17 protein-coding genes are annotated in these 19155 nt (G+C 66.0%); 7 read left to right on the forward strand and 10 right to left on the reverse strand.

The window, feature by feature from the left end; translation table 11 throughout:
• Positions 1 to 216: 216 nt before the first annotated feature.
• Together AAFP35_RS11080 and AAFP35_RS11085 are read right to left on the reverse strand one after the other, a co-directional pair.
• Positions 217 to 774 (reverse strand): dihydrofolate reductase family protein, encoded by a 558-nt coding sequence (locus AAFP35_RS11080; protein WP_419221642.1) that lies wholly within the window; start codon positions 772 to 774, stop codon positions 217 to 219.
• Entirely contained in the window at positions 771 to 1709 is a 939-nt protein-coding gene (locus AAFP35_RS11085) for a helix-turn-helix transcriptional regulator (protein WP_419221643.1), read from the reverse strand. Before AAFP35_RS11085 ends, AAFP35_RS11080 begins: the two co-directional genes overlap by 4 nt.
• A 157-nt stretch (positions 1710 to 1866) precedes the next feature.
• Here AAFP35_RS11085 and AAFP35_RS11090 point away from each other — a divergent pair, with 157 nt between their 5' ends.
• Positions 1867 to 3675, forward strand: a complete 1809-nt coding sequence (locus AAFP35_RS11090) for an N-acyl-D-amino-acid deacylase family protein (protein WP_419221644.1) — start codon at positions 1867 to 1869, stop codon at positions 3673 to 3675.
• Positions 3665 to 4147, forward strand: a complete 483-nt coding sequence (locus AAFP35_RS11095; protein ID WP_419221645.1) for a nuclear transport factor 2 family protein — start codon at positions 3665 to 3667, stop codon at positions 4145 to 4147. The genes AAFP35_RS11090 and AAFP35_RS11095 overlap by 11 nt, the downstream gene beginning before the upstream one ends.
• A gap of 113 nt (positions 4148 to 4260) precedes the next feature.
• On the opposite strand, the gene AAFP35_RS11100 is transcribed toward AAFP35_RS11095, so the two are convergent.
• Genes AAFP35_RS11100 through AAFP35_RS11125 form a run of 6 tightly spaced genes read right to left on the reverse strand, consistent with a single transcriptional unit; the run spans position 4261 to position 11432 of the window.
• The gene (locus AAFP35_RS11100; RefSeq protein WP_419221646.1) at positions 4261 to 6006 is read right to left on the reverse strand and encodes an alpha/beta hydrolase; all 1746 of its coding nucleotides are present in this window, start codon (positions 6004 to 6006) and stop codon (positions 4261 to 4263) included.
• Positions 6007 to 6066: 60 nt separating this feature from the next.
• The gene (locus AAFP35_RS11105; RefSeq protein WP_419221647.1) at positions 6067 to 7173 is read right to left on the reverse strand and encodes an ABC transporter ATP-binding protein; all 1107 of its coding nucleotides are present in this window, start codon (positions 7171 to 7173) and stop codon (positions 6067 to 6069) included.
• 31 nt (positions 7174 to 7204) lie between these two features.
• Complete coding sequence (locus AAFP35_RS11110) at positions 7205 to 8086, reverse strand: carbohydrate ABC transporter permease (protein WP_419221648.1); 882 nt, start codon at positions 8084 to 8086, stop codon at positions 7205 to 7207.
• Positions 8086 to 9045: a carbohydrate ABC transporter permease gene (locus tag AAFP35_RS11115; RefSeq protein ID WP_419221649.1), complete on the reverse strand. Its 960-nt coding sequence runs from the start codon at positions 9043 to 9045 to the stop codon at positions 8086 to 8088. Before AAFP35_RS11115 ends, AAFP35_RS11110 begins: the two co-directional genes overlap by 1 nt.
• A gap of 6 nt (positions 9046 to 9051) precedes the next feature.
• Positions 9052 to 10401: an ABC transporter substrate-binding protein gene (locus AAFP35_RS11120; RefSeq protein ID WP_419221931.1), complete on the reverse strand. Its 1350-nt coding sequence runs from the start codon at positions 10399 to 10401 to the stop codon at positions 9052 to 9054.
• Between the two features lie 41 nt (positions 10402 to 10442).
• Positions 10443 to 11432 (reverse strand): sugar-binding transcriptional regulator, encoded by a 990-nt coding sequence (locus AAFP35_RS11125; protein WP_419221650.1) that lies wholly within the window; start codon positions 11430 to 11432, stop codon positions 10443 to 10445.
• 118 nt (positions 11433 to 11550) lie between these two features.
• Between AAFP35_RS11125 and AAFP35_RS11130 the strand changes: the two genes are divergently transcribed.
• The 3 genes from AAFP35_RS11130 to AAFP35_RS11140 are packed head-to-tail and all read left to right on the forward strand — an operon-like array spanning position 11551 to position 15423.
• Positions 11551 to 12570 (forward strand): NAD(P)-dependent alcohol dehydrogenase, encoded by a 1020-nt coding sequence (locus AAFP35_RS11130; RefSeq protein ID WP_419221651.1) that lies wholly within the window; start codon positions 11551 to 11553, stop codon positions 12568 to 12570.
• Between the two features lie 25 nt (positions 12571 to 12595).
• On the forward strand, positions 12596 to 14038 hold the full coding sequence (locus tag AAFP35_RS11135; RefSeq protein ID WP_419221933.1) for a mannitol dehydrogenase family protein: 1443 nt from the start codon (positions 12596 to 12598) through the stop codon (positions 14036 to 14038).
• Positions 14035 to 15423, forward strand: a complete 1389-nt coding sequence (locus AAFP35_RS11140) for a xylulokinase (protein WP_419221652.1) — start codon at positions 14035 to 14037, stop codon at positions 15421 to 15423. The genes AAFP35_RS11135 and AAFP35_RS11140 overlap by 4 nt, the downstream gene beginning before the upstream one ends.
• Before the next feature lie 16 nt (positions 15424 to 15439).
• On the opposite strand, the gene AAFP35_RS11145 is transcribed toward AAFP35_RS11140, so the two are convergent.
• Positions 15440 to 16516: a diacylglycerol kinase gene (locus AAFP35_RS11145; protein ID WP_419221653.1), complete on the reverse strand. Its 1077-nt coding sequence runs from the start codon at positions 16514 to 16516 to the stop codon at positions 15440 to 15442.
• A gap of 127 nt (positions 16517 to 16643) precedes the next feature.
• Between AAFP35_RS11145 and AAFP35_RS11150 the strand changes: the two genes are divergently transcribed.
• Complete coding sequence (locus AAFP35_RS11150; protein WP_419221654.1) at positions 16644 to 17378, forward strand: glucose 1-dehydrogenase; 735 nt, start codon at positions 16644 to 16646, stop codon at positions 17376 to 17378.
• A 13-nt stretch (positions 17379 to 17391) separates the two neighbouring features.
• Here the strand turns inward: AAFP35_RS11150 and AAFP35_RS11155 are convergent, their stop codons facing one another.
• The gene (locus AAFP35_RS11155) at positions 17392 to 18366 is read right to left on the reverse strand and encodes an arsenic resistance protein (RefSeq protein WP_419221655.1); all 975 of its coding nucleotides are present in this window, start codon (positions 18364 to 18366) and stop codon (positions 17392 to 17394) included.
• Between the two features lie 17 nt (positions 18367 to 18383).
• Between AAFP35_RS11155 and AAFP35_RS11160 the strand changes: the two genes are divergently transcribed.
• Positions 18384 to 19148, forward strand: coding sequence for a CPBP family intramembrane glutamic endopeptidase (locus AAFP35_RS11160; protein WP_419221656.1), 765 nt, complete (start codon positions 18384 to 18386; stop codon positions 19146 to 19148).
• The last annotated feature ends 7 nt before the right edge of the window (positions 19149 to 19155 follow it).

Raw genomic sequence — 19155 nt, forward strand, 5'->3', positions numbered from 1 at the left:
GTCGAACTCCGAAACCAGCTGAGCGCGAACATCCTTCATCACAACTGATCGGCAACCCGGCGTATCCCGGGTTGTGCACGACCCTTGACAACTCCACAGTGTGAAATGGGAAACCCCTTTCGGGTGCCCGCCGACCGGTGATGCGGCGGGCACCCGCAAGTGGGACTACCCGAGATGCTCGCTACCTCCCGACATCCGTGATCGGAACCGTCGACGTCACTGCGCGGCGCGCGGACCGACCACTCGGTATCGGGCGCACATGAACGCGCGGTTGCGTTCCACGTCGATGAGTTCGAAATCGAACGGGCGGGGGAACAACGGACGCCCCGCGCCGAGTGTCACCGGCGCGATCGACACGATCATCTCGTCGAGCATGTGGTCCTCGGCGAACTGCGCCGCGAGATCGCCGCCACCCACCACCCACACATCCGAACCTGCTGCCGCCGCGAGGATCTCGGTGCGATGCTCGCTGGGTTTGCCGGCCACGACACGGATCGACTCGTCTACCGGGCTCACGCCGCGATGCGTGAACAGGAACGTCGGCTGGGTGTACGGCCACGGTTTTCCGTCGCTCAGCTCGTGGTCGAGCAGCCACTGATAGGTGGTGGCGCCCATGGCGATGGCACCGATGTCGGCGATGAAGTCCTCGTAGTTCATCGCGCCTTCCTCATCGATCGGTTGGCTCAACAGCCACTCGAGGGAGTCGTGCTCGTCGGCGAGGAAACCGTCGAGAGTTGTTGCCGTGTAGTAGCGCACGTGCTGAGTGGTGCTCATAGATAACCTCCGGATTGGTGCCGATGCCACATGATCGGATCAGGGTCGAGATGGTCGTTCGGGATTCCCGCTTCGGTCAACATCCATCGGGCCAACTGTCGACGATGGGCTGAGAAGGTCAACACGTGTGCCCAGATCTGCGACAACACAAACGATTCCGGAGGGTCGCAGATGGCGTCGACGATGCTGTCGTGCCACGCGCCCCGACGATCGATGTCGCGTGTCAGCGCCAGCCATCGTGGAGCCGTGTCTGCATGCACCTCGATCAGGGTGGACACGTCGTCGGCGTCGCCGAACTCGGGGGTGTCGGCGCCCTCGATGGTGGCCAACCAGGGACGCTTCTCGTGCACGAGATGATTCAGCACCGCCGCCAGCGTCTCCTCCGGTCCGCTCCAGGCGAGCGAGGCATGGCCGGGCAGTCGGGTGCGCCGGTAGGCCCCCTCGTCGATGCCCTTGGCTGCTTCGAGCAACGCGGCGATGTCGTCGAGATCGTGGCGCACCATGAGCGCCACGACGTCACCCGCCGACTCCTCGGCCGGGTCGCCACTGTCCACGTAGAGCACGGTCGGGGAATGGAAGTGGATGCCGTTGGGTGCGGGAAGCCAGTGCCCGCGGTCGGCCTGTGATCCGAGGCGGCTCGGCGGATGGCCGAACGCCCGGCTGAACGCGCGGGCGAAACCGTCCACAGAGTCGTAGCCTGCCGCAAATGCGGTGTCGGTCACGGTTTCTCCGTGTTGCAGTTGCCACGCGGCGCGTTCGAGCATGACACGACGACGCAACGCCACCGGCGATTCCCCTGTGTGCCGCGTCAGCTGACGGCTGAAATGAAACGGCGAGACATGCGCGTGGGCGGCCATGTCGTCGAGGTCGCGGTGGTCGTCACCCAGAACGGCGTCGAGTAGTTCGCGGATCCGGTCGCGCCCGGTGTCGGTCATGATGTCCAGTATCCGACGTTGCGGGGCCGATGCGCCCGACCGTTCTTGCTCAGTTCGGCGCCCAGGACGGACGGAACAGACCAGGTCGGGTGTACAGAACCCAGAAAATGTCTACTTTTCGTTGACACGGGTCATCCGGACTGCCTCTAATGGTCGAGTGATCTACGACACAATCATCCGGGGTGGCCTCTGGTTCGACGGCACCGGCGCACCCCCTGCGACTCGCTCGATCGGTATCCGCGACGGCCATGTCGCAGCGATCTCGGCCGATCCGCTCGACGAAACCGGTTGTCCCGAGGTCATCGATGCCCGAGGCCACTGGGTGATGCCGGGAATGATCGACGTCCACACCCACTACGACGTGGAGGTGCTCGCGCAACCATCCCTGTCGGAGTCGTTGCGCCACGGCGTCACCACGGTGCTGCTCGGTTCGTGTTCGTTGTCGACGATCCATGTCGACGGTACCGATGCCGGCGATCTGTTCGGGCGGGTCGAGGCTATCCCGCGTGATCACGTGATCGACACCGTGGATCGCCACAAATCCTGGTCGAGCGCGGAGGAGTACATCGATGCGCTCGAAGACCGCCCGCTCGGCCCCAACGTCGCGGCATTCGTCGGACATTCGGACATGCGCACCGCCGTCATGGGTCTCGACCGGGCGACCCAGAAGTCGGTGCGTCCCACCCGGTCCGAACAGGCACAGATGGAGCAGTGGCTGACGCAGGCCCTCGACGCGGGCTTCGTGGGCATGTCGTCGCAGCAACTCCTGTTCGACAAGCTCGACGGAGACGTGTGCCGGTCGCGAACCCTCCCGTCGACCTACGCGCGGGCCCGCGAGCTCAGGCGACTGAAGTCGTTGCTCCGCAAGACCGGACGAATCCTGCAGGCCGGACCCGACATCACCAATCCGACCAACGTCGCCTCTCAGGTGTTCACGTCGCTCGGTTTCCTGCGGCCGACCCTGAAGACGAGCCTGCTGTCGGCGGCCGACATCAAGGCCAATCCGTACGCGATCAAGATGATGGGTCCGCTGGCCGGGATGGTGAACCGCCTCGGCGGCGACTTCCGCTGGCAGCACCTTCCGGTGCCGTTCGAGGTCTACGCCGACGGTATCGATCTGGTGATCTTCGAGGAGTTCGGCTCCGGTGCCGCCGCACTGCATCTGAAAGAGGAACTCGCACGCGACGAGCTGCTGCGCGACGAGTCCTACCGCCGACGCTTCCGCAAGGACTACGACGCCAAGTTCGGGATGCGGGTGTGGCACCGCGACTTCTTCGACGCCGAGATCGTGGCCTGCCCCGACGAATCGGTGATCGGCAAGTCCTTCGGCCAGGTCGGCGAAGACCGTGGCGGAATCCATCCCGTCGACGCGTTTCTCGATCTGGTCCTCGACCACGGCACCGAGCTGCGGTGGCGTACCACGATCTCCAACCACCGCCCCGAGGTCCTCAAGAAGATGGCGGTCGAGCCCGGCATCCAGATCGGGTTCTCCGATGCCGGTGCGCATCTGCGCAACATGGCCTTCTACAACTTCGGTCTGCGTTTGCTCCGCCACGTCTACTCCGCCCAGCAGGCCGGGACGCCGTTCATGGACGTCGCGGAAGTCGTGCACCGACTCACCGGCGAACTCGCCGACTGGTACGGGATCGATGCCGGTCATCTGCGGCGCGGTGACCGTGCGGATCTCATGATCGTGAATCCCGAGCGGCTCGACGAAACCCTCGACGCCTACGCCGAAGCACCGGTCGCGGCCTACGACGGCCTGGAGCGCATGGTCAACCGCAACGACGACACGGTCACCGCGGTTTTCGTCAGCGGCCGCAAGGTCTTCGACCATGGCACACCCACGGACCTCGTCGAGTCGTCGAGGACCGGTCAGTTCCTGCGTGCAGGTGGCCGCGGCGCTCCGGTCCTCGACGAAACGGCCACCGACACCCCACGAAAGGACTTCGCCGATGCGCGCTGACCCGATCGAACCGACGACCTCCACCGCCGCCACCCCGCAGGCGGTGGTGCGTGGCCTGTGGGCGGCGCTCGCTCAACGGGATTGGGAGGCGGTCCAACCGTTTCTCGACGACAGCTGCATCTACCTCGACGTGCCCTACGGGCCGGCCTTGGCCGCTCGCGGACCCGCCGACATCGTCAAACGCATCAAGGTGGGCTTCGAACCGCTGGCGTCGTACACCAATCACGACGGTCTTCTCGTCGCCGACGGCGAGCACGTCATCTACGAGCACTCGGAGCGCTGGGAATGGCCCAGTGGTGAGGTCGCCGTGCTGCCCTTCGTCACGGTGCACACCGTGGTGGACGGCAAAGTGACGCTGTGGAAGGACTATTGGGACTCGGCCACCCTGGTCGGCAGCGCACCGGCCACCTGGATGGAGGAGCTGGCTGCGGCCGACACGAGCTGGGTGTACGACGCCACCGGTGTCGTCTGACGCACCATCGCCCTCACGCGGACCTTCCGTGCAGAACTGTGTGAAGCTTCATCGGGTTCTGCGTGGAGGGTCCGCGTCTGTGTGGAGAGGACGACGTGTCGGCGGCGTGCCACTCAGTCGCGCGAGAGTCGGGGGAGCAGCGCCTGGGTCTTGGCCTCGGTCCAGCCGGGTGGCGTCAGTATCTGTGCCCACGCGGCCGGTATCGCCGACATGTAGTCGTGGCCGTGTCCGTCCGGCACATTCGTCGACACCGCCATGTCGGCGGACACCTGGAGGAAGGTGACGAACGGTATCCAGCGCGTCGACGAGAGCACGTCACGGCCGCGTGACTCCGACAACCAGTCCGGTTCGTTGAGGATCAGCTCCGGATTCCACCAGGCGATCGGATCGCTGGCGTGCTGGAGGTACACGATCCGGGAGAACTTCCACGGGGCGTCCGGACGGCCGAGATCACCCTCGTCGGCGATGAAGCGCACCTGGGAGCCCTCGTCGTAGATGGGCAGCCACTCCGGCGATCCGGCGTCGCGGTCGCGGGTCGTGTCCTTCCACAGCGCGTTGTTGAACGTCGGGCCGCTGAACAACGCGCCGTCGGTACGAGCGGCAACGGTGGGGATGGTGCCGAACGCGGCCTCTCCGGCGAACGATCCCAGGCTCTCACCGAAGACCACGAGTTTCGGTCGATTCGCCTCGGGGAGCGCGCGGACCCGTTCGGACACGGCCTCGAACAATGCGCGCCCGGCCTGGCGTGCTCTCTCCTTGTCGACCAGGAACGACAGCCAGCTCGGCAGGAACGAATATTGCATGCTGACCGTGGCGGTGTCGCCGTTGTACATGTACTCCAGCGAGTCCACGGTGGCCTTGTTGACCCAGCCGCTGCCCGTGGTGGATGCGACCGCCACCAGCTTGCGTTGCAGACCACCGGTGCGTTCGAGCTCGTCGGCGGCGAGTTCGGCTGCGTCCCGAATGGAGTCGGCGGAGTCCAGACCCGCGTACACCCGGATGGGCTCGGTTGCCGGTGCGCCGTTGAACTGGGTCAACGCGCCGACGTCGGGGCCCCGCGAGATGAACACACGGCCCTCGCGACCCAGCGACTCCCAGCTCACCAACGAACCCGGCCCGCCGGAGCGCAGCGACGATGTCGGTGGTGCGGAGTCGGGTTTGGTCTCCTGATTGGCTGCCGCGAAGCTCGAGTTGAGCCACTGCATCGAGTAGTTCGCGACGACGCCGTTGAGGATGAAGATCGTCAACGCGACCACCAGTCCGGCCCCGACCACCGCCGAGATACGGGGCGGTGCAATCCGATTCAGCTGCCGAACGGACCACCGCACCGCGGTGGCGAACAGTTGGCCGAGGCTCATCAACACGAAGAACACGACCAGGGCGACCGCTGCGATCGTCGGATAGGCGTTCCATCGCAGGTGGTCGACACCCATCAGGTCGCGGATCTCGCTCTGCCACTGGGAGAACCAGAACAGCATGAGCGTGGTCCCGACGACGGCGACGATCGCCAGACCCAGCCACGCCCACCGGGTCGGGCTGCGCCACGGCCTGTCGCGCGAGATCATGAAGCGGACCAACCAGGTGACGAAGACCCCGATGCAATAGCCGACCGCGGCCGACGCACCGCTGACGACGCCCTGGAACAGCGCATCACGCGGCAGGAGCGAGGGGGTCATCGAGAACCAGAGGAAGACCAGCGCCACGGACATGCCGGCAAACGCATATCGGTGACGCTGTCTGTTCCACCAGCCGGGCCGTGCGGCGGGATCGGCCGCGTCGTCTGTCGTGGCGGTCGGCGCCGCGGCGTCGGTGTCCGGTGTGGGTGCGGTGGAACCCGGTGCGGCGTCGTCGGCTGTCACGATGCTCCTAGGTGGTCGGAGCGTTCACGGTATCAGCCGACACCGCGCCATCGGTGGTGCTCAGGGCAGCCGCTCGCCGGTGTCGGGATCGAACAGGTGCACCGCGCGGTCCGCTTGGCGCAGGCGGATGCCCTCGCCGAGTTTGGCCGGTGAACGTTGCGTCGACCGCGCCACCAGCATGACCCGTTCGCCGTCGAGGGTGGAGATCGACGGATCCTCAACGCCGGCATACACATAGGTCTCGCTGCCGAGTTCCTCGAGCAGGGCGACGTCGGCGTTGATCCCCTGGTCGGTGTCGGCGATCGCCAGGTGTTCGGGCCGGATGCCGACGATCACCCGGGACAAACCGGAGCGGCGCAGCCGCCCCTCGGTGTCCGCATCGAGGTCGACGGTGGATCCCGCGATCGAGATACCTCCGTCGGAGACCGGCGCGGTGAACAGATTCATCGACGGTGATCCGATGAACCCTGCGACGAACGCATTCGTCGGATTGTCGTAGAGATCGGTCGGGGTGGCGAACTGTTGGAGCACACCGTGGCGCAGCACCGCGACGCGGTCGCCCATGGTCATCGCCTCCACCTGATCGTGGGTCACATAGACGGTGGTGGTGCCGAGACGTCGTTGCAGCGCGGCGATCTGGGTGCGGGTCTGCACCCGCAGCTTCGCATCGAGATTGGACAGGGGCTCGTCCATGCAGAACACCTGCGGTTCCCGGACGATGGCGCGCCCCATCGCCACACGCTGGCGTTGCCCACCGGAGAGCTTCGCCGGTTTGCGATCCAGGAACTCGGTGAGGTCCAGCAGTTCGGCGGCCTCGGCGACCTTGCGTTTGCGTTCGTCGGCCGGGATCCCGCGCATCTTGAGGGCGAAGCCCATGTTCTCGCCGACCGTCTTGTTCGGGTACAGCGCATAGTTCTGGAAGACCATGGCGATGTCACGGTCTTTGGGTGCCACCCCGACCATGTTCTGGCCGCCGATGCGGATCTGGCCGGAGTCGATCTCCTCGAGCCCGGCCAACATGCGCAGTGCGGTGGACTTCCCCGAACCCGACGGTCCGACGAGCACCACGAACTCGCCGTCGGCGATGTCGAGGTCGAGGCGGTCGACGGCCAGTTTGTCGGCGCCGGGGTAGACGCAGCAGGCGGCGTCGTAAGTGATGGAAGCCATTGCGGTTCTCCTGTTTCCGTAGGTCGAGTGGCTACTTGATCGCGCCGAACGAGAGGCCGCGGACCAGTTTGTTCTGGGCGATCCATCCGCAGATCACCACGGGAAGAGCGGCGAGCACCGACGCCGCGGACAGTTGCGCCCAGTACAGTCCCTGCCCCGACATGAACCCGGTGAGGAACACCGGCATGGTCTGTGCGTTCACCGCGGTCATGTTGACGGCGAAGAAGAACTCATTCCACGAGAAGATCACGCAGATCAACGCGGTGGCGGCAATCCCGGGGGAGATGAGCGGCAAGATCACCTCGCGCACCGACGTCCACAGACTCGCACCGTCGATGCTGGCGGCCTCCAACAGTTCTGCCGGCACCTCCAGGAAGAACGAGCGCATCATCCAGACGGCGATCGGGAGGTTCATCGCGGTGTAGAGGATCACCAGCGTCCAGATGTTGTCGAGCATCCCGATGTTTCCGACGATGACGTACAGCGGGATGATGGCCGCGACGATGGGCAGCATCTTGGTGCTGATGAAGAAGAACAGGGCGTCCTGGGTCTTGCGCACCGGACGCAGCGACAACGCGAACGCTGCGGGTACGCCCAACGCCAGCACCAGCAGTGTGGAGACGACCGTGGCGAACAGCGAGTTCAGCAGCGGAGCACCGATTCCGGCGTCGAAGACCTCCCGGAACTGATCGAGCGTCGGGGCGAATACGAATGTCGGCGGATCGGTGGCCGCCTGGCTCTCCTTCTTGAAGGCGGTCAGGACCATCCAGAGGACCGGAAAGAAGAAGCCCAGCGCCAGGATCCAGGTGATCACGGTGAGCAGCGCCTGGCGGGGACGGCGTCGACGGCGGACCTGTAGGTCGGCGGCGGACGCGGCGTGCGGTGCCGGTGCGGTGGGGGTGGCGGTACTCATCAGGCTGCCTCCTCGGTTCCACTGAAGCTCTTGAAGATCAGGCGTAGGGCAAGCGAAGCGACGACGATGGTGCCGATCACCGTGACCACGCCCATGGCGGCCGCCTGGCCGATGTCGAAGCCGAGGAAGGCTCGCTGATAGATGTAGAACGGCAGGTTCGAACTGGCCACGCCGGGACCGCCTGAGGTCATCATGTAGACCGAATCGAACGTGTTGACCAGGTAGATGGCGCCGAGGACCGTGCCGAGTTCGATGAACCGGCGCAGATGGGGGAGCGTGAGTTCACGGAACAGCCGGAAACTGGTTGCGCCGTCCACGCGGGCCGCCTCCTGGATGTCCTGCGGCATCGACTGTAATCCGGCGAGGATGAGCAACATCATGAACGGCGTCCACTGCCAGACCAGTTCGGCGATGACACTCATCAGCGGGTATTGGCTGAGCCAGTCGGTGTGCACGCCGAACGGGCTCAGCGCCCAGTTGACGAGGCCGTTGGTCGGCGACAACAGGCTCGTCTTCCACAGCAGTGCCGCCGCGACCGGTGTGACGAGGAACGGCGTGATGAGCAGGGTGCGCACCACGCTGCGCCCGACGAACTTGCGGTCGAGCAGCAGGGCGAAGATCAGCCCGAGGATCACCGAGACGAGCACCGTCCCGACGATGAGCACGATCGTGTTCAGTGCGACCCGCCAGAACTGGCTGTCGGTGAACACTGCCACATAGTTGTTGAGCCAATTGAACTCTCGCGAACCGGGACGGACGAGATTCCAGGACTGGGTGGAGTAGTAGAGGGTGAACAGGAACGGGATCTGGGTGACCACGAGCATGAACACCAGTGCGGGGAGCAACGGCCCGCGTCGGCGCCAGGCCTCCGCGCGGGAGATGTGGTCGCGCCGTGAAGTGATCGGGCGGCCCGATGAAGGCGCCGGTCGGGCACCGGGGTCGACAAGTGTGGTGGCCACGCTCTGTCACCTCTCGTTCTGGTAGGTCTCACCGACGGTTTCGGCGTACTTCTGACTCTGTTCGAGGGCCGCGTCCACGCTGATCTGGCCGGCGATCGCCGCGGAGATCTGCTGGCTGACCCGGGTACCGAGATCCTGGAACTCGGGGATCGACAAGAACTGGATTCCGGTGTAGGGCACTGGCTTCAGTGTCGGCTTCAGTTGGTTGGCGGCGGTCATCGACGAGAGCGTCGGCTCGGCGAACGACTGGGAGATCGCCTGATAGGCGGGCAGTTGATAGGTCGACAACCGGCTGCCCGGCGGGACGTGCGTGGCGCCGAGGGTGTCGGCGACATGCTCGATGTAGTCCCGGTTGGTCATCCAGTCGATGAACTTCCACGCCTCGTCGCGCTTGGAACTGCTGGTGGGGATACCCAGCGACCAGGTGTAGAGCCACCCGTTGTCGCCCTTGGCCATGCTGGGCGCCGGTAGATAGCCGATGTCGCCGGCGACCGTCGAGGTGTCCGGACTCTCCAGCACCGATACCGCCGACGTCGCGTCGTACCACATCGCGGTTTGCCCCTGGGACAACAGGTTTCCGCATTCCTGGAATCCCGACGAGGCGGCGCCCGGCTCGCCGTACTTGCGAACCGTGTCGACGTAGAACCGGACGGCTGCCTTGACCTCAGGGCTGGTCAGCTGCGCGTTCCAGTTCTCGTCGTACCAGCGGCCGCCGTAGGCGTTGATGACCGTGTTCAACGGTGCGAGTAGTTCGCCCCATCCGGGTTTGCCGCGCAGACAGATCCCGGAGACGTTGCCCCGGTTCAGCTTAGCCGCCGCCTCGCCGACCTGCGGCCATGTCGGATTCGCCGGCAGGCTCACGCCGGCGTCGGCGAACATCTTCTTGTTGTACATCAGGAACGAGGATTCACCGTAGAACGGAGCCGAGTACATCGAACCCTGGTAGGAGAGAGCATCTTTGAGTGACGGGATGAAGTCTGACGCATCATACGCGGGGTCTGCGTCCATGTAGGGCGTGAGGTTGACCAACCAACCGTTCTTCGCCCACATCGGTGTCTCGTAGTTGCTGATCATCACCACGTCGAACTCGCCGCCACCCGTCGACACCGATGCGGTGATCTTGGCGCGCGCCTCGTTCTCCGAGAGGGTCACGAACTTGAGTTTGATCCCGGGGTTCTGTTTTTCGAACTGCCCGGACAACTTGACGGCGTCTTCCATCTGGGAGTTGGACACCATCGCGACGGTGACCGCATCGCCACCTCCGTCGGTCAGGGAGCCGGCGCCGGCACAACCGGCCGCGACGAGCGTGACGGTGGCGCCGATCGCGAGGGCGGCCAGTGACCGGCCCCGTCTCATGATTCGCCTCAGGCGGCGTCCGCCGGACTGGTCGACAGCCATCAGTGATCACCTTTCTGTTGGGCGACAAGCCATTCGGACGTTGCGACGTCGGTGACGAGGATCGTCGCGTAGCCGCCGCGCAAGGCGCCGAGGATCGATGCGCGACGATGTTCGCCACCGGAGATGAGGATGGATGTCGGGCAGGCGCGAATGGAGTCGAGCGGAACCGAGACGGTGCGATCCACCAGCGACGACGTGACGGGCTGTCCGTCGATGTCGTAGAACCGGCCGCCGATCTCGCCGACCGCGCCGAGCTCTTCGAGTTCGTCGAGCACGATGGCATCGATGAAGGCGCCCTCGAACAGGGTCGTCGACGTCGACACCGAACCCACCCCGAAGAGCATCACGTCGGCGGCGCGAGCGGCCGAGAGTGATTGCGAGAGGATGGAATCACGCTGTAGCGCGGTCACCGTTTCCGGGTCGGCGTAGAGCGGCGCGACCAACCGCATCGGCTTGGCGTGCAAACGGTCGGAGAATCGGGCGAGGGCGTGATCGACACCGGTGTGGTATTCGACCGAGGTCATCGAGCCGTCCATCTGCACCACCTGACGACACGACGAACTCGCCGACATGGCGTCGGCGACCGCGATCTGCTCAGGGCCCCAGGTGAAGCCGAGGACGTCCGTCGCCTGGACGCGTCGGCTCAGTACCGAGGCCCCTGCGCGGCCCAGTGCCGCGTTACCCGAAGCCGTGCCGTCGGCGACCTCATCGATGACGAGCACCTCGTCGAGTCCGAACGCGGTCTCGACGCCACGCTCCACCTCGGTGTGGATCGAGACGTTCAAGTGATCCGGTGCACGCACCGTCACCTGCACCAGTCCCTGCGCCCGGGCCCGCGCGACGAGGCGCCCCGCAGTGGGGCGTGACACCCCCAGGCGAGACGCGATCTCCGCCTGGGTCAGGCCCTCGAGGTGGTACATGGTTGCCGCGCGGACGAGAAGGCGCAGGTCATGCCCGGTGTCCGGGCTGGTCTTGCTGGGGGATGTCATTCGTCGACCGCCATCATCTGGTGAGCATCTGCTCACTGGCCATGAACATGCTCAGTACGCTAACATCACGATTGTGATGTACGCAACAACCAGACCGTCGGGTGACCTGCCATCCACCATGAGGGCGAGCGTGCTTCGACCGGATCTCTCGTTGACGGTCGAGACGCGCCCCGTACCGCAGCCGGCAGCCGGCGAGGTCCTCGTGCGTGTCTCCGCGGTCGGGGTGTGTGGGTCGGATGCCCACTACCTGCGCCACGGGCGAATCGGTGATCACGTCGTCACGGGTCCACTGGTCCTCGGTCACGAGGCATCCGGGGTGGTGGTGGGTGTCGGTGACGGCGTCGATTCGTCACGGATCGGGCAACGGGTCTCCATCGAGCCGCAGCAACCCGACCCCACGAGTGCCGAGAGCAGACGCGGCCGCTACAACCTGTGTCCACACATGCGTTTCTTTGCGACTCCGCCCGTCGACGGTGCGTTGTGTGAGTTCGTGACCATCGGCGCGGCGTTTGCGCATCCGGTACCCGACGAGGTCAGCGACGAGGCCGCCGCATTGTTCGAACCGCTCTCGGTGGCGATCGCAGCGGTCGCCAAAGCACGCGTCGGGCTCGGCGATTCTGTCCTCGTCTCCGGTGCGGGACCGATCGGCCTGCTCTGCACCCAGGTTGCCAGGGCGGCGGGTGTCGATCGGGTGGTGGTCAGCGAACCGAACTCGCAACGACGCGCGCACGCACGACGTTTCGGCGCAGACGTCGTGGTCGCGCCTGGCCAACGTGTAGATCCGGTGACCGCGTTCGTCGACGCGAGCGGGGCGGAATCGGCTGTGGTGGCGGGGATTCGCGCACTCTCGCCCGGCGGTCGGGCGGTGCTGGTCGGCATGGGCGCCGACACGATGTCCCTGCCCGTTTCGCTGATCCAGAATCGGGAGATCGAGCTCACCGGGGTGTTCCGGTACGCGAACACCTGGCCGATCGCGCTGTCGTTGGTGACCACCGGTCGTGTGGAACTCGATGCTCTGGTGACCGGACGGTTCGGCCTCGACGACACGCGCGACGCCTTGGAGGCCGACCGCGTCGCCGGCAGCATCAAGGCCGTCATCCGGCCGACCCAGATCAGGAAGGCGAACCACAGTGAGTGACACCATCGGCCTGCGCGATTCGGCCCTGCCGCGTATCACGGAGGCCACGGTCCCGGCATATGACCGATCCGAACTGCGTTCCGGCATCGTGCATTTCGGTGTCGGCGGCTTCCATCGCGCTCATCAGGCCATGTACCTGGATCGACTCGCGTCGGCCGGGGCGACGGATTGGGGGATCTGCGGCGTGGGAGTGCGGCCTGCCGATGCGGCGATGCGGGATGCCCTGGTGCCGCAGGATGGTCTCTACACACTGACGCTCAAGCATCCGGACGGCCGGGTGGAGACCGCGGTGCTCGGTGCGATCCGCGAGTACCTGTTCGCCCCCGACGACCCGGAGCGGGTGATCGAGAAACTGGCGGACCCCGAGACCCGGGTGGTGTCGTTGACGATCACCGAGGGCGGGTACAACTTCTCTCCCGCCACAGGACAATTCGACTTCACCACACCAGACGTGGCCGCTGATCTCGAGGTCGGTGCGGTCCCGACGACGGTCTTCGGCCTGGTCACCGAGGCGTTGCGCAGACGAAGGGAACGCGGGATCCCGTCGTTCACCATCATGTCCTGCGACAACATCGCAGGCAACGGCGAGATGGCGCATGCCACGTTCTCGGCGTTCGCCCATCGTCGCGATGCCGATCTCGGCGATTGGATCGACACGCACACAAGATTCCCGAACTCGATGGTCGACCGCATCACGCCTGCGACGCCGCCGGGGCTACGCGCCGAGGTGGACGAACGCACGGGCGTCGACGACCTGTGGCCGGTGGTTGCCGAACCGTTCACCCAGTGGGTCCTCGAGGATTCGTTCTCCATGGGGCGGCCTCCGCTCGAGGACGTGGGTGTCCAGGTCGTCGACGACGTCGCACCGTACGAACTGATGAAGCTGCGGCTGCTCAACGCCGGACACCAGGCGTTGTGCTACTTCGGATATCTGCTCGGGTATCGCTACGTGCACGACGCCACGGACGATCCGCTGATCCGGACTCTGCTGCGGCGCTACATGAACGATGAGGGGCGTCCCACGTTGCAGCCGGTGCCCGGGGTCGATCTGGATGTCTACACCGAGACCCTGATCGACCGGTTCGCCAACCCGGCCATCGGCGACACGATCGCACGACTGTGTCAGGATTCGTCGGATCGGATTCCGAAGTGGCTGGTGCCGGTGATCGTCGACCGACTCGCGGCGGGCGGTGACGTGGCATTGTCGGCGGCGGTGGTGGCCGCCTGGACACGCTACGCGGAGGGCGTCGACGAGCACGGCGGGACGATCGAGGTGGTGGACCCGTTGGCCGCGACCCTGGTGCCGCGGGCGCGTCGATCACGAACCGAGCCACTGGCATTCGTCGCCGACCCGGATCTGTTCGGCGGCCTTGCCGACGACGAGCACTTCACCGCGCCCTATCTGCGCGCATTGGATTCGCTGCGGTCCGAGGGAGCCCGGGCAACGCTCGCCGAGTTGCTGTCATGACGCTGGTCGCGGGTGTCGACTCCTCGACGCAGTCGTGCAAGGTGGTGATCTGTGACGCCGCCGACGGGACCGTCGTGCGGTCGGGGAGTGCGCCGCATCCGCCGGGAACCGAGGTGAATCCCGACCGGTGGTGGACGGCACTACAGTCTGCTGTCGAGCAGGCCGGTGGCGTCGACGACGCGGCGGCGATGTCGGTGGCCGGACAGCAGCACGGACTGATCTGCCTCGATGCCGACGGCACGGTCCTGCGTGATGCGTTGCTGTGGAACGACACCCGGTCGGCGAGCAGCGCCGTCGATCTCGTCACCGACCTCGGCGGTGCAGACCGCTGGGCGACCGAGGTCGGCGTGGTGCCGGTGGCGTCGATCACGGCAGCCAAACTGCGGTGGGTGTCCGACCACGAACCCGAAGTCGCCGACCGCACCGCCGCGGTGTGCCTGCCGCATGACTGGCTGACCTGGCGGTTGCTCGGGGCGGACGGGATCGGCGCCCTGACCACCGACCGTAGCGACGCATCCGGCACCGGATACTTCTCGGCCGAGACCGGTGAGCACCGGCCCGATCTGCTCCGCCTCGCCTTCGGTGGACGGACGCCTACGGTACCCCGGGTCGTTGCGCCGGGGCAATCCGCCGGCCGCACCGCCGACGGCAAGGTGGTGGCCGCGGGACTCGGTGACAATGCCGCTGCCGCACTGGGTTTGGGCGCCGATGCGGGCGACTGCGTGGTATCGCTGGGAACGTCTGCGGTGGTGAGCGCGGTGACCGGGACCGCACCGCGCGATCCGAGCGGTCTCGTGGCCGGATTCGCCGACGGCACAGGCAAACACCTGCCATTGGTGTGCACGTTGAACGGTGCACCGGTTCTGGCCGCCACCGCGGCGACCCTCGGTGTCGATCTCGACGAGTTCGGTCGACTGGCCCTCGGTGCACCGTCAGGGGCCGACGGGCTGGTGATGGTGCCCTACCTGGCCGGTGAGCGGTCGCCGAACATCCCGGAGGCCACCGGATCGCTGATCGGACTCACCACCCACAACTGGACGCCGGCACATCTGGCGCGGGCGTCTGTCGAAGGACTCCTCTGTTCGTTGGCCTACTGCATGGACCTCATCATCGACCAGGGCATCGGCGTCGACCGGATCTTGTTGACCGGTGGCGGCAGTCGATCACCGGCAGTGTCTGCGCTGGCGCCGGCGATCTTCGGTCGTCCGGTATTCGTGCCGGATCCGGCCGAATACGTTGCGCTCGGCGCCGCGCGCCAGGCGGCCTGGGCGTTGTCCGGTGAGATGCCGCGCTGGCGACTCGGCGGACACGACGTCGACGCACCGGCCACACCGGAGGTGTACCGCCGCTACCGGGAGTCCAGCGGACTCATCCGCCGCCGTTGAGCCGAGATGCGACGCGTCAGACGGCGAAGTTCCCGGCGCCGGTGATCAACGGCAGATCGAGTGTCGTGCAGATCCCCGACGGCCCGTCGACGACGGCCGGGATCGCGTTCACGATCCGTCCGGCAGCCGCCACGATCGCGGCGTGGTTGTGGTCACCGTTGCGGCTCGTCGGGCAGATGTCCACCCGGTAGGAGGGCTCTCCGACGATCTCGACCCGATAGCAGCCGCCGTCCTGGGCGGGCTGTGCCCAGTCGGGCGCCAGACCGGGTTGCAGGCGGGTCACGTGCTCGATGACGATGGCCGGCCTGCCGGCCACCATGCCGATGATCTCGAAGCGGACCGCGGCACGGGTTCCCTTCGCGACGTGTCCGGAGGCGATCTCGATGTCCTCGGGCGCCGGGAGTTCCTCGTACTGTTCGACGATCTCGTCCACGGTGACGCCCATGCCGACTGCCAACTGGCGAATCGTTGTGCCCCAAGCCAATCCGAGGATGCCCGGGAGGAACAGCATCGGCGTCTCGTCCATGGGCTTACCGAACCCCATCACGTCGAACATCACGGTGGCGCCGTCGTAGGTGGCGTAGTCGGCGATCTCCATGCAGCGGATCTGCTCGACCTCCTGGCAGGTGCCCGCGAACGCGAAGGGGATGAGGTCGTTGGCGAAGCCGGGGTCGACTCCGGTGATGAAGATGCTGGCGTCGTTCTTGTCGGCCATGGTCTGCAGTTTCGTGATCGCCTTCTCCGGCATCACTCCCCACGGGTACTGCAGCGAACCGGGCGCCGAGCCGACCACGTCGATGCCTGCGGACAGCAGACGCAAACAGTCGTCGAACGCCTCGACCGGACGGGTGTCGCCCATCGCGCAGTAGACGACGCAGTCGGGGTTCGCGGCGATGATGTCGTCGAGTTCCGACGTGGCCAGGATCCCGGTCGGCTCGGCGTCGATCCCGGCGAGTTCCACCGCATCCTTGCCCACCTTCTCCGGGGTGGACACGCACACGCCGACGAGGTCGAATCGCGCGTTGTCGATGAGCTGTCGCAACGCCAGACGCCCGACGTTGCCGGTGCCGACATGAGCCACTCGAATGGCCATGGATGAGTCTCCTCGCTGGTCAGGTGAACAATTGTCCGGACTGCTGTCCATATCAGTAGAACATGTGACCAGGTTTGGCGGTAGAACCTGTTCTCATACGCCGCGTGACCAGGTAGCCTCACTCGCCATGGGACGTGTAGATGACAAGGTCGCGGTGATCAGTGGGGGTTCGCGGGGCATGGGCGCATCGCATGCGCGCATGCTCGTCGACGAAGGGGCGAAGGTCGTCATCGGCGACATCCTCGACGACGAAGGCAAGGCGCTCGCCGACGAACTCGGTGCCGCTGCACGCTACGTGCACCTCGACGTGACCTCGCCGGACGACTGGGCGGCCGCGGTCGCGACCGCGGTCGACGATTTCGGCAAACTCAACGTGCTGGTGAACAACGCGGGCATCGTCAACGGTGCCGCGATCGAGAAGTTCCGCCTCGACAAGTGGAAGCAGATCCTCGACGTCAACCTGACCGGTACCTTCCTGGGAATCCAGAGCGTCGTGGACCCGATGAAGGCGGCCGGAGGAGGCTCGATCATCAACGTCTCCTCGGTCGAGGGGCTCAAGGGCAGCCCGTGGGCGCATGGCTACGTCGCCTCGAAATGGGGTGTCCGCGGCCTCGCGAAATCGGCTGCGCTGGAACTCGCACCACACAACATCCGGGTGAACTCGATTCACCCGGGTCTCATCAAGACGCCGATGACCGAGGGGCTTCCCGAAGACATGGTTCGCGTTCCGCTGGGGCGGGCCGCGGAGTCGAGTGAGGTGTCCACCTTCATCGTGTTCCTCGCCAGCGACGAATCCTCCTATGCCACCGCATCCGAGTTCGTCATGGACGGTGGACTCAGCGAGGACGGGCCGCACGGCTGAGCCGCACGGTGGATCATGGCCGGGAGCGGCCCACTCGCCTGAACACGGCGACCAGGACCACCATGCCCACGATCTCGACGAGCGTCTGGGTGATCACCACCGAGCCGGCCAGGTCGTAGGCCGCCGGGAGCGAGAGGGCCAGCGGCAGCACGACGAGGGAATTGCGGGTGGCCCCGGAGAACGCGACCGCCCGTCGTTGTGCCGGACCGAGCCTCAGCAGTCTGGCCACCGACACCCCGACGATGGGCATCACCACCAGAAACGCGCCATAGACGGGTACGACCGCGGCGACGTCGCGGACGTACCCGTCGAGTGTGTGAATCTGCGACGCCGTCACCACGACGAGCACGATCACCATCAGCGGGACCATCGTGAGGTCGGCACCCGTACGGACGCGCTGCACTCTCGGTAGGCGATCGGCGGCCCACTGGGTGAGCCATGCCGATGCCAGTGGGATCGCGATCAGTACCACGAAAGCCGTGACGAACGGGCCCACGTCCACGACGGCGGCGAGGTCGCCGCCGACGAACACGCTGAGGTAGACCGGTAGCAGAGCCATCTGGGCGATGAGCAGGATCGGGGTGGCCGCCAGAAGACGTCGGTGATCGGCGCCGGCGAGGCGGCTGAACACGATGACGTAGTCGACGCACGGACACAGCAGCACCAACAACACGCCGATGCGGATCGCGTCGTCGTTCGGCAACAACGGGAACATCACCGCGACCAGCAACGGCACGGCGACGAAGTTGACGGTCAGCACGGCGGCCATGAACCGGGTGTCGCGCAGGGCCTCGGTCAACGATCGCACGGGCACCTGGAGGAAGGTCACGTAGAGCAGCACGGCGATCGCAGGATTGATCGCGACGTCGAGCCCCGATGTGGTGCCGGGTGCCGCGAGACCGATCACCGTTCCGACGACGATGGCGCCGAGGTAGATCGCCACCTGATGCCGTTCCATCGTGGCCGCGACGTCCCGGTGGTGAGCCATGCACGACATTCTCGGTCATGGCGTCCGCCATGGTTCTCGCGGCACCCGCCGGGATGGCGTGGCAGAGTACGGACGTGCCGTCGAGAACCCGCTCGCTGTTGCTGTTGGGTGCGGTGGTGGCGATGTTGGTCGTCACCAATGTGCTCGCACACTTCGCCGGCCACTGGGTCGGGATCGTCGTGGTGCCGGTGGCGGCCGTGTTGTTGGTCGGTGGAAGTCGGCTCGCCGGTATGCGATGGCGTGAGATGGGGTTGAGCCCGAAGGAGTTACGAGCCGGTGTGCCGTACGCACTGGCAGCGGTGGTGGCGGTGTTCGCTGTCGTATCGGTTGCGGTGGCCATCCCGGCGACTCGGCAGTTCTTTCTCTCGGACCGTTATGACAGCGCATCCGAGGCGTTGCTGGCCGGTCTCGTCGTCATCCCGTTGCAGACGGTGTTGCCAGAAGAACTGATGTTCCGTGGTGTCCTGCAGGGCGCACTGGGCCGCGTGTTCGGTGTGCGATGGATGCTCGGGCTCGGGGCGCTGGCGTTCGGACTCTGGCACATCAGTTCGTCGTTGGGTCTCACCGAGGGCAACGAAGGGCTGAGCGATCTGCTCGGGTCGGGCACTTTCGGTCAGATCGTCGGCATCCTCGGCGCGGTGGTGGCCACGTCGGTTGCCGGTCTGGTGCTCGGATGGCTGCGCCTGCGCACCACCAGTCTGCTCGCGCCGATCTCGTTGCACTGGGCGCTCAATGCAGTCGGTGCACTCGGCGCCGCCGTCGCCTGGCATCTGCCATCGTGAAGTGCGT

Origin of the sequence: Gordonia sp. CPCC 206044, assembly GCF_048537895.1 — a bacterium.
In the GTDB taxonomy this organism is placed as follows: Bacteria; Actinomycetota; Actinomycetes; order Mycobacteriales; family Mycobacteriaceae; genus Gordonia.

Excerpts from the sequence above, each read along its gene's own strand:
- AAFP35_RS11145 (WP_419221653.1), bottom strand. The coding sequence starts at position 16,516 with ATGGCCATTCGAGTGGCTCATGTCGGCACCGGCAACGTCGGGCGTCTG.
- AAFP35_RS11105 (WP_419221647.1), bottom strand. The coding sequence starts at position 7,173 with ATGGCTTCCATCACTTACGACGCCGCCTGCTGCGTCTACCCCGGCGCC.
- AAFP35_RS11130 (WP_419221651.1), top strand. The coding sequence starts at position 11,551 with ATGAGGGCGAGCGTGCTTCGACCGGATCTCTCGTTGACGGTCGAGACG.
- AAFP35_RS11120 (WP_419221931.1), bottom strand. The coding sequence starts at position 10,401 with ATGAGACGGGGCCGGTCACTGGCCGCCCTCGCGATCGGCGCCACCGTC.
- AAFP35_RS11150 (WP_419221654.1), top strand. The coding sequence starts at position 16,644 with ATGGGACGTGTAGATGACAAGGTCGCGGTGATCAGTGGGGGTTCGCGG.
- AAFP35_RS11080 (WP_419221642.1), bottom strand. The coding sequence starts at position 774 with ATGAGCACCACTCAGCACGTGCGCTACTACACGGCAACAACTCTCGAC.
- AAFP35_RS11155 (WP_419221655.1), bottom strand. The coding sequence starts at position 18,366 with ATGGCTCACCACCGGGACGTCGCGGCCACGATGGAACGGCATCAGGTG.
- AAFP35_RS11160 (WP_419221656.1), top strand. The coding sequence starts at position 18,384 with ATGGCGTCCGCCATGGTTCTCGCGGCACCCGCCGGGATGGCGTGGCAG.
- AAFP35_RS11095 (WP_419221645.1), top strand. The coding sequence starts at position 3,665 with ATGCGCGCTGACCCGATCGAACCGACGACCTCCACCGCCGCCACCCCG.
- AAFP35_RS11140 (WP_419221652.1), top strand. The coding sequence starts at position 14,035 with ATGACGCTGGTCGCGGGTGTCGACTCCTCGACGCAGTCGTGCAAGGTG.
- AAFP35_RS11125 (WP_419221650.1), bottom strand. The coding sequence starts at position 11,432 with ATGACATCCCCCAGCAAGACCAGCCCGGACACCGGGCATGACCTGCGC.
- AAFP35_RS11085 (WP_419221643.1), bottom strand. The coding sequence starts at position 1,709 with ATGACCGACACCGGGCGCGACCGGATCCGCGAACTACTCGACGCCGTT.
- AAFP35_RS11110 (WP_419221648.1), bottom strand. The coding sequence starts at position 8,086 with ATGAGTACCGCCACCCCCACCGCACCGGCACCGCACGCCGCGTCCGCC.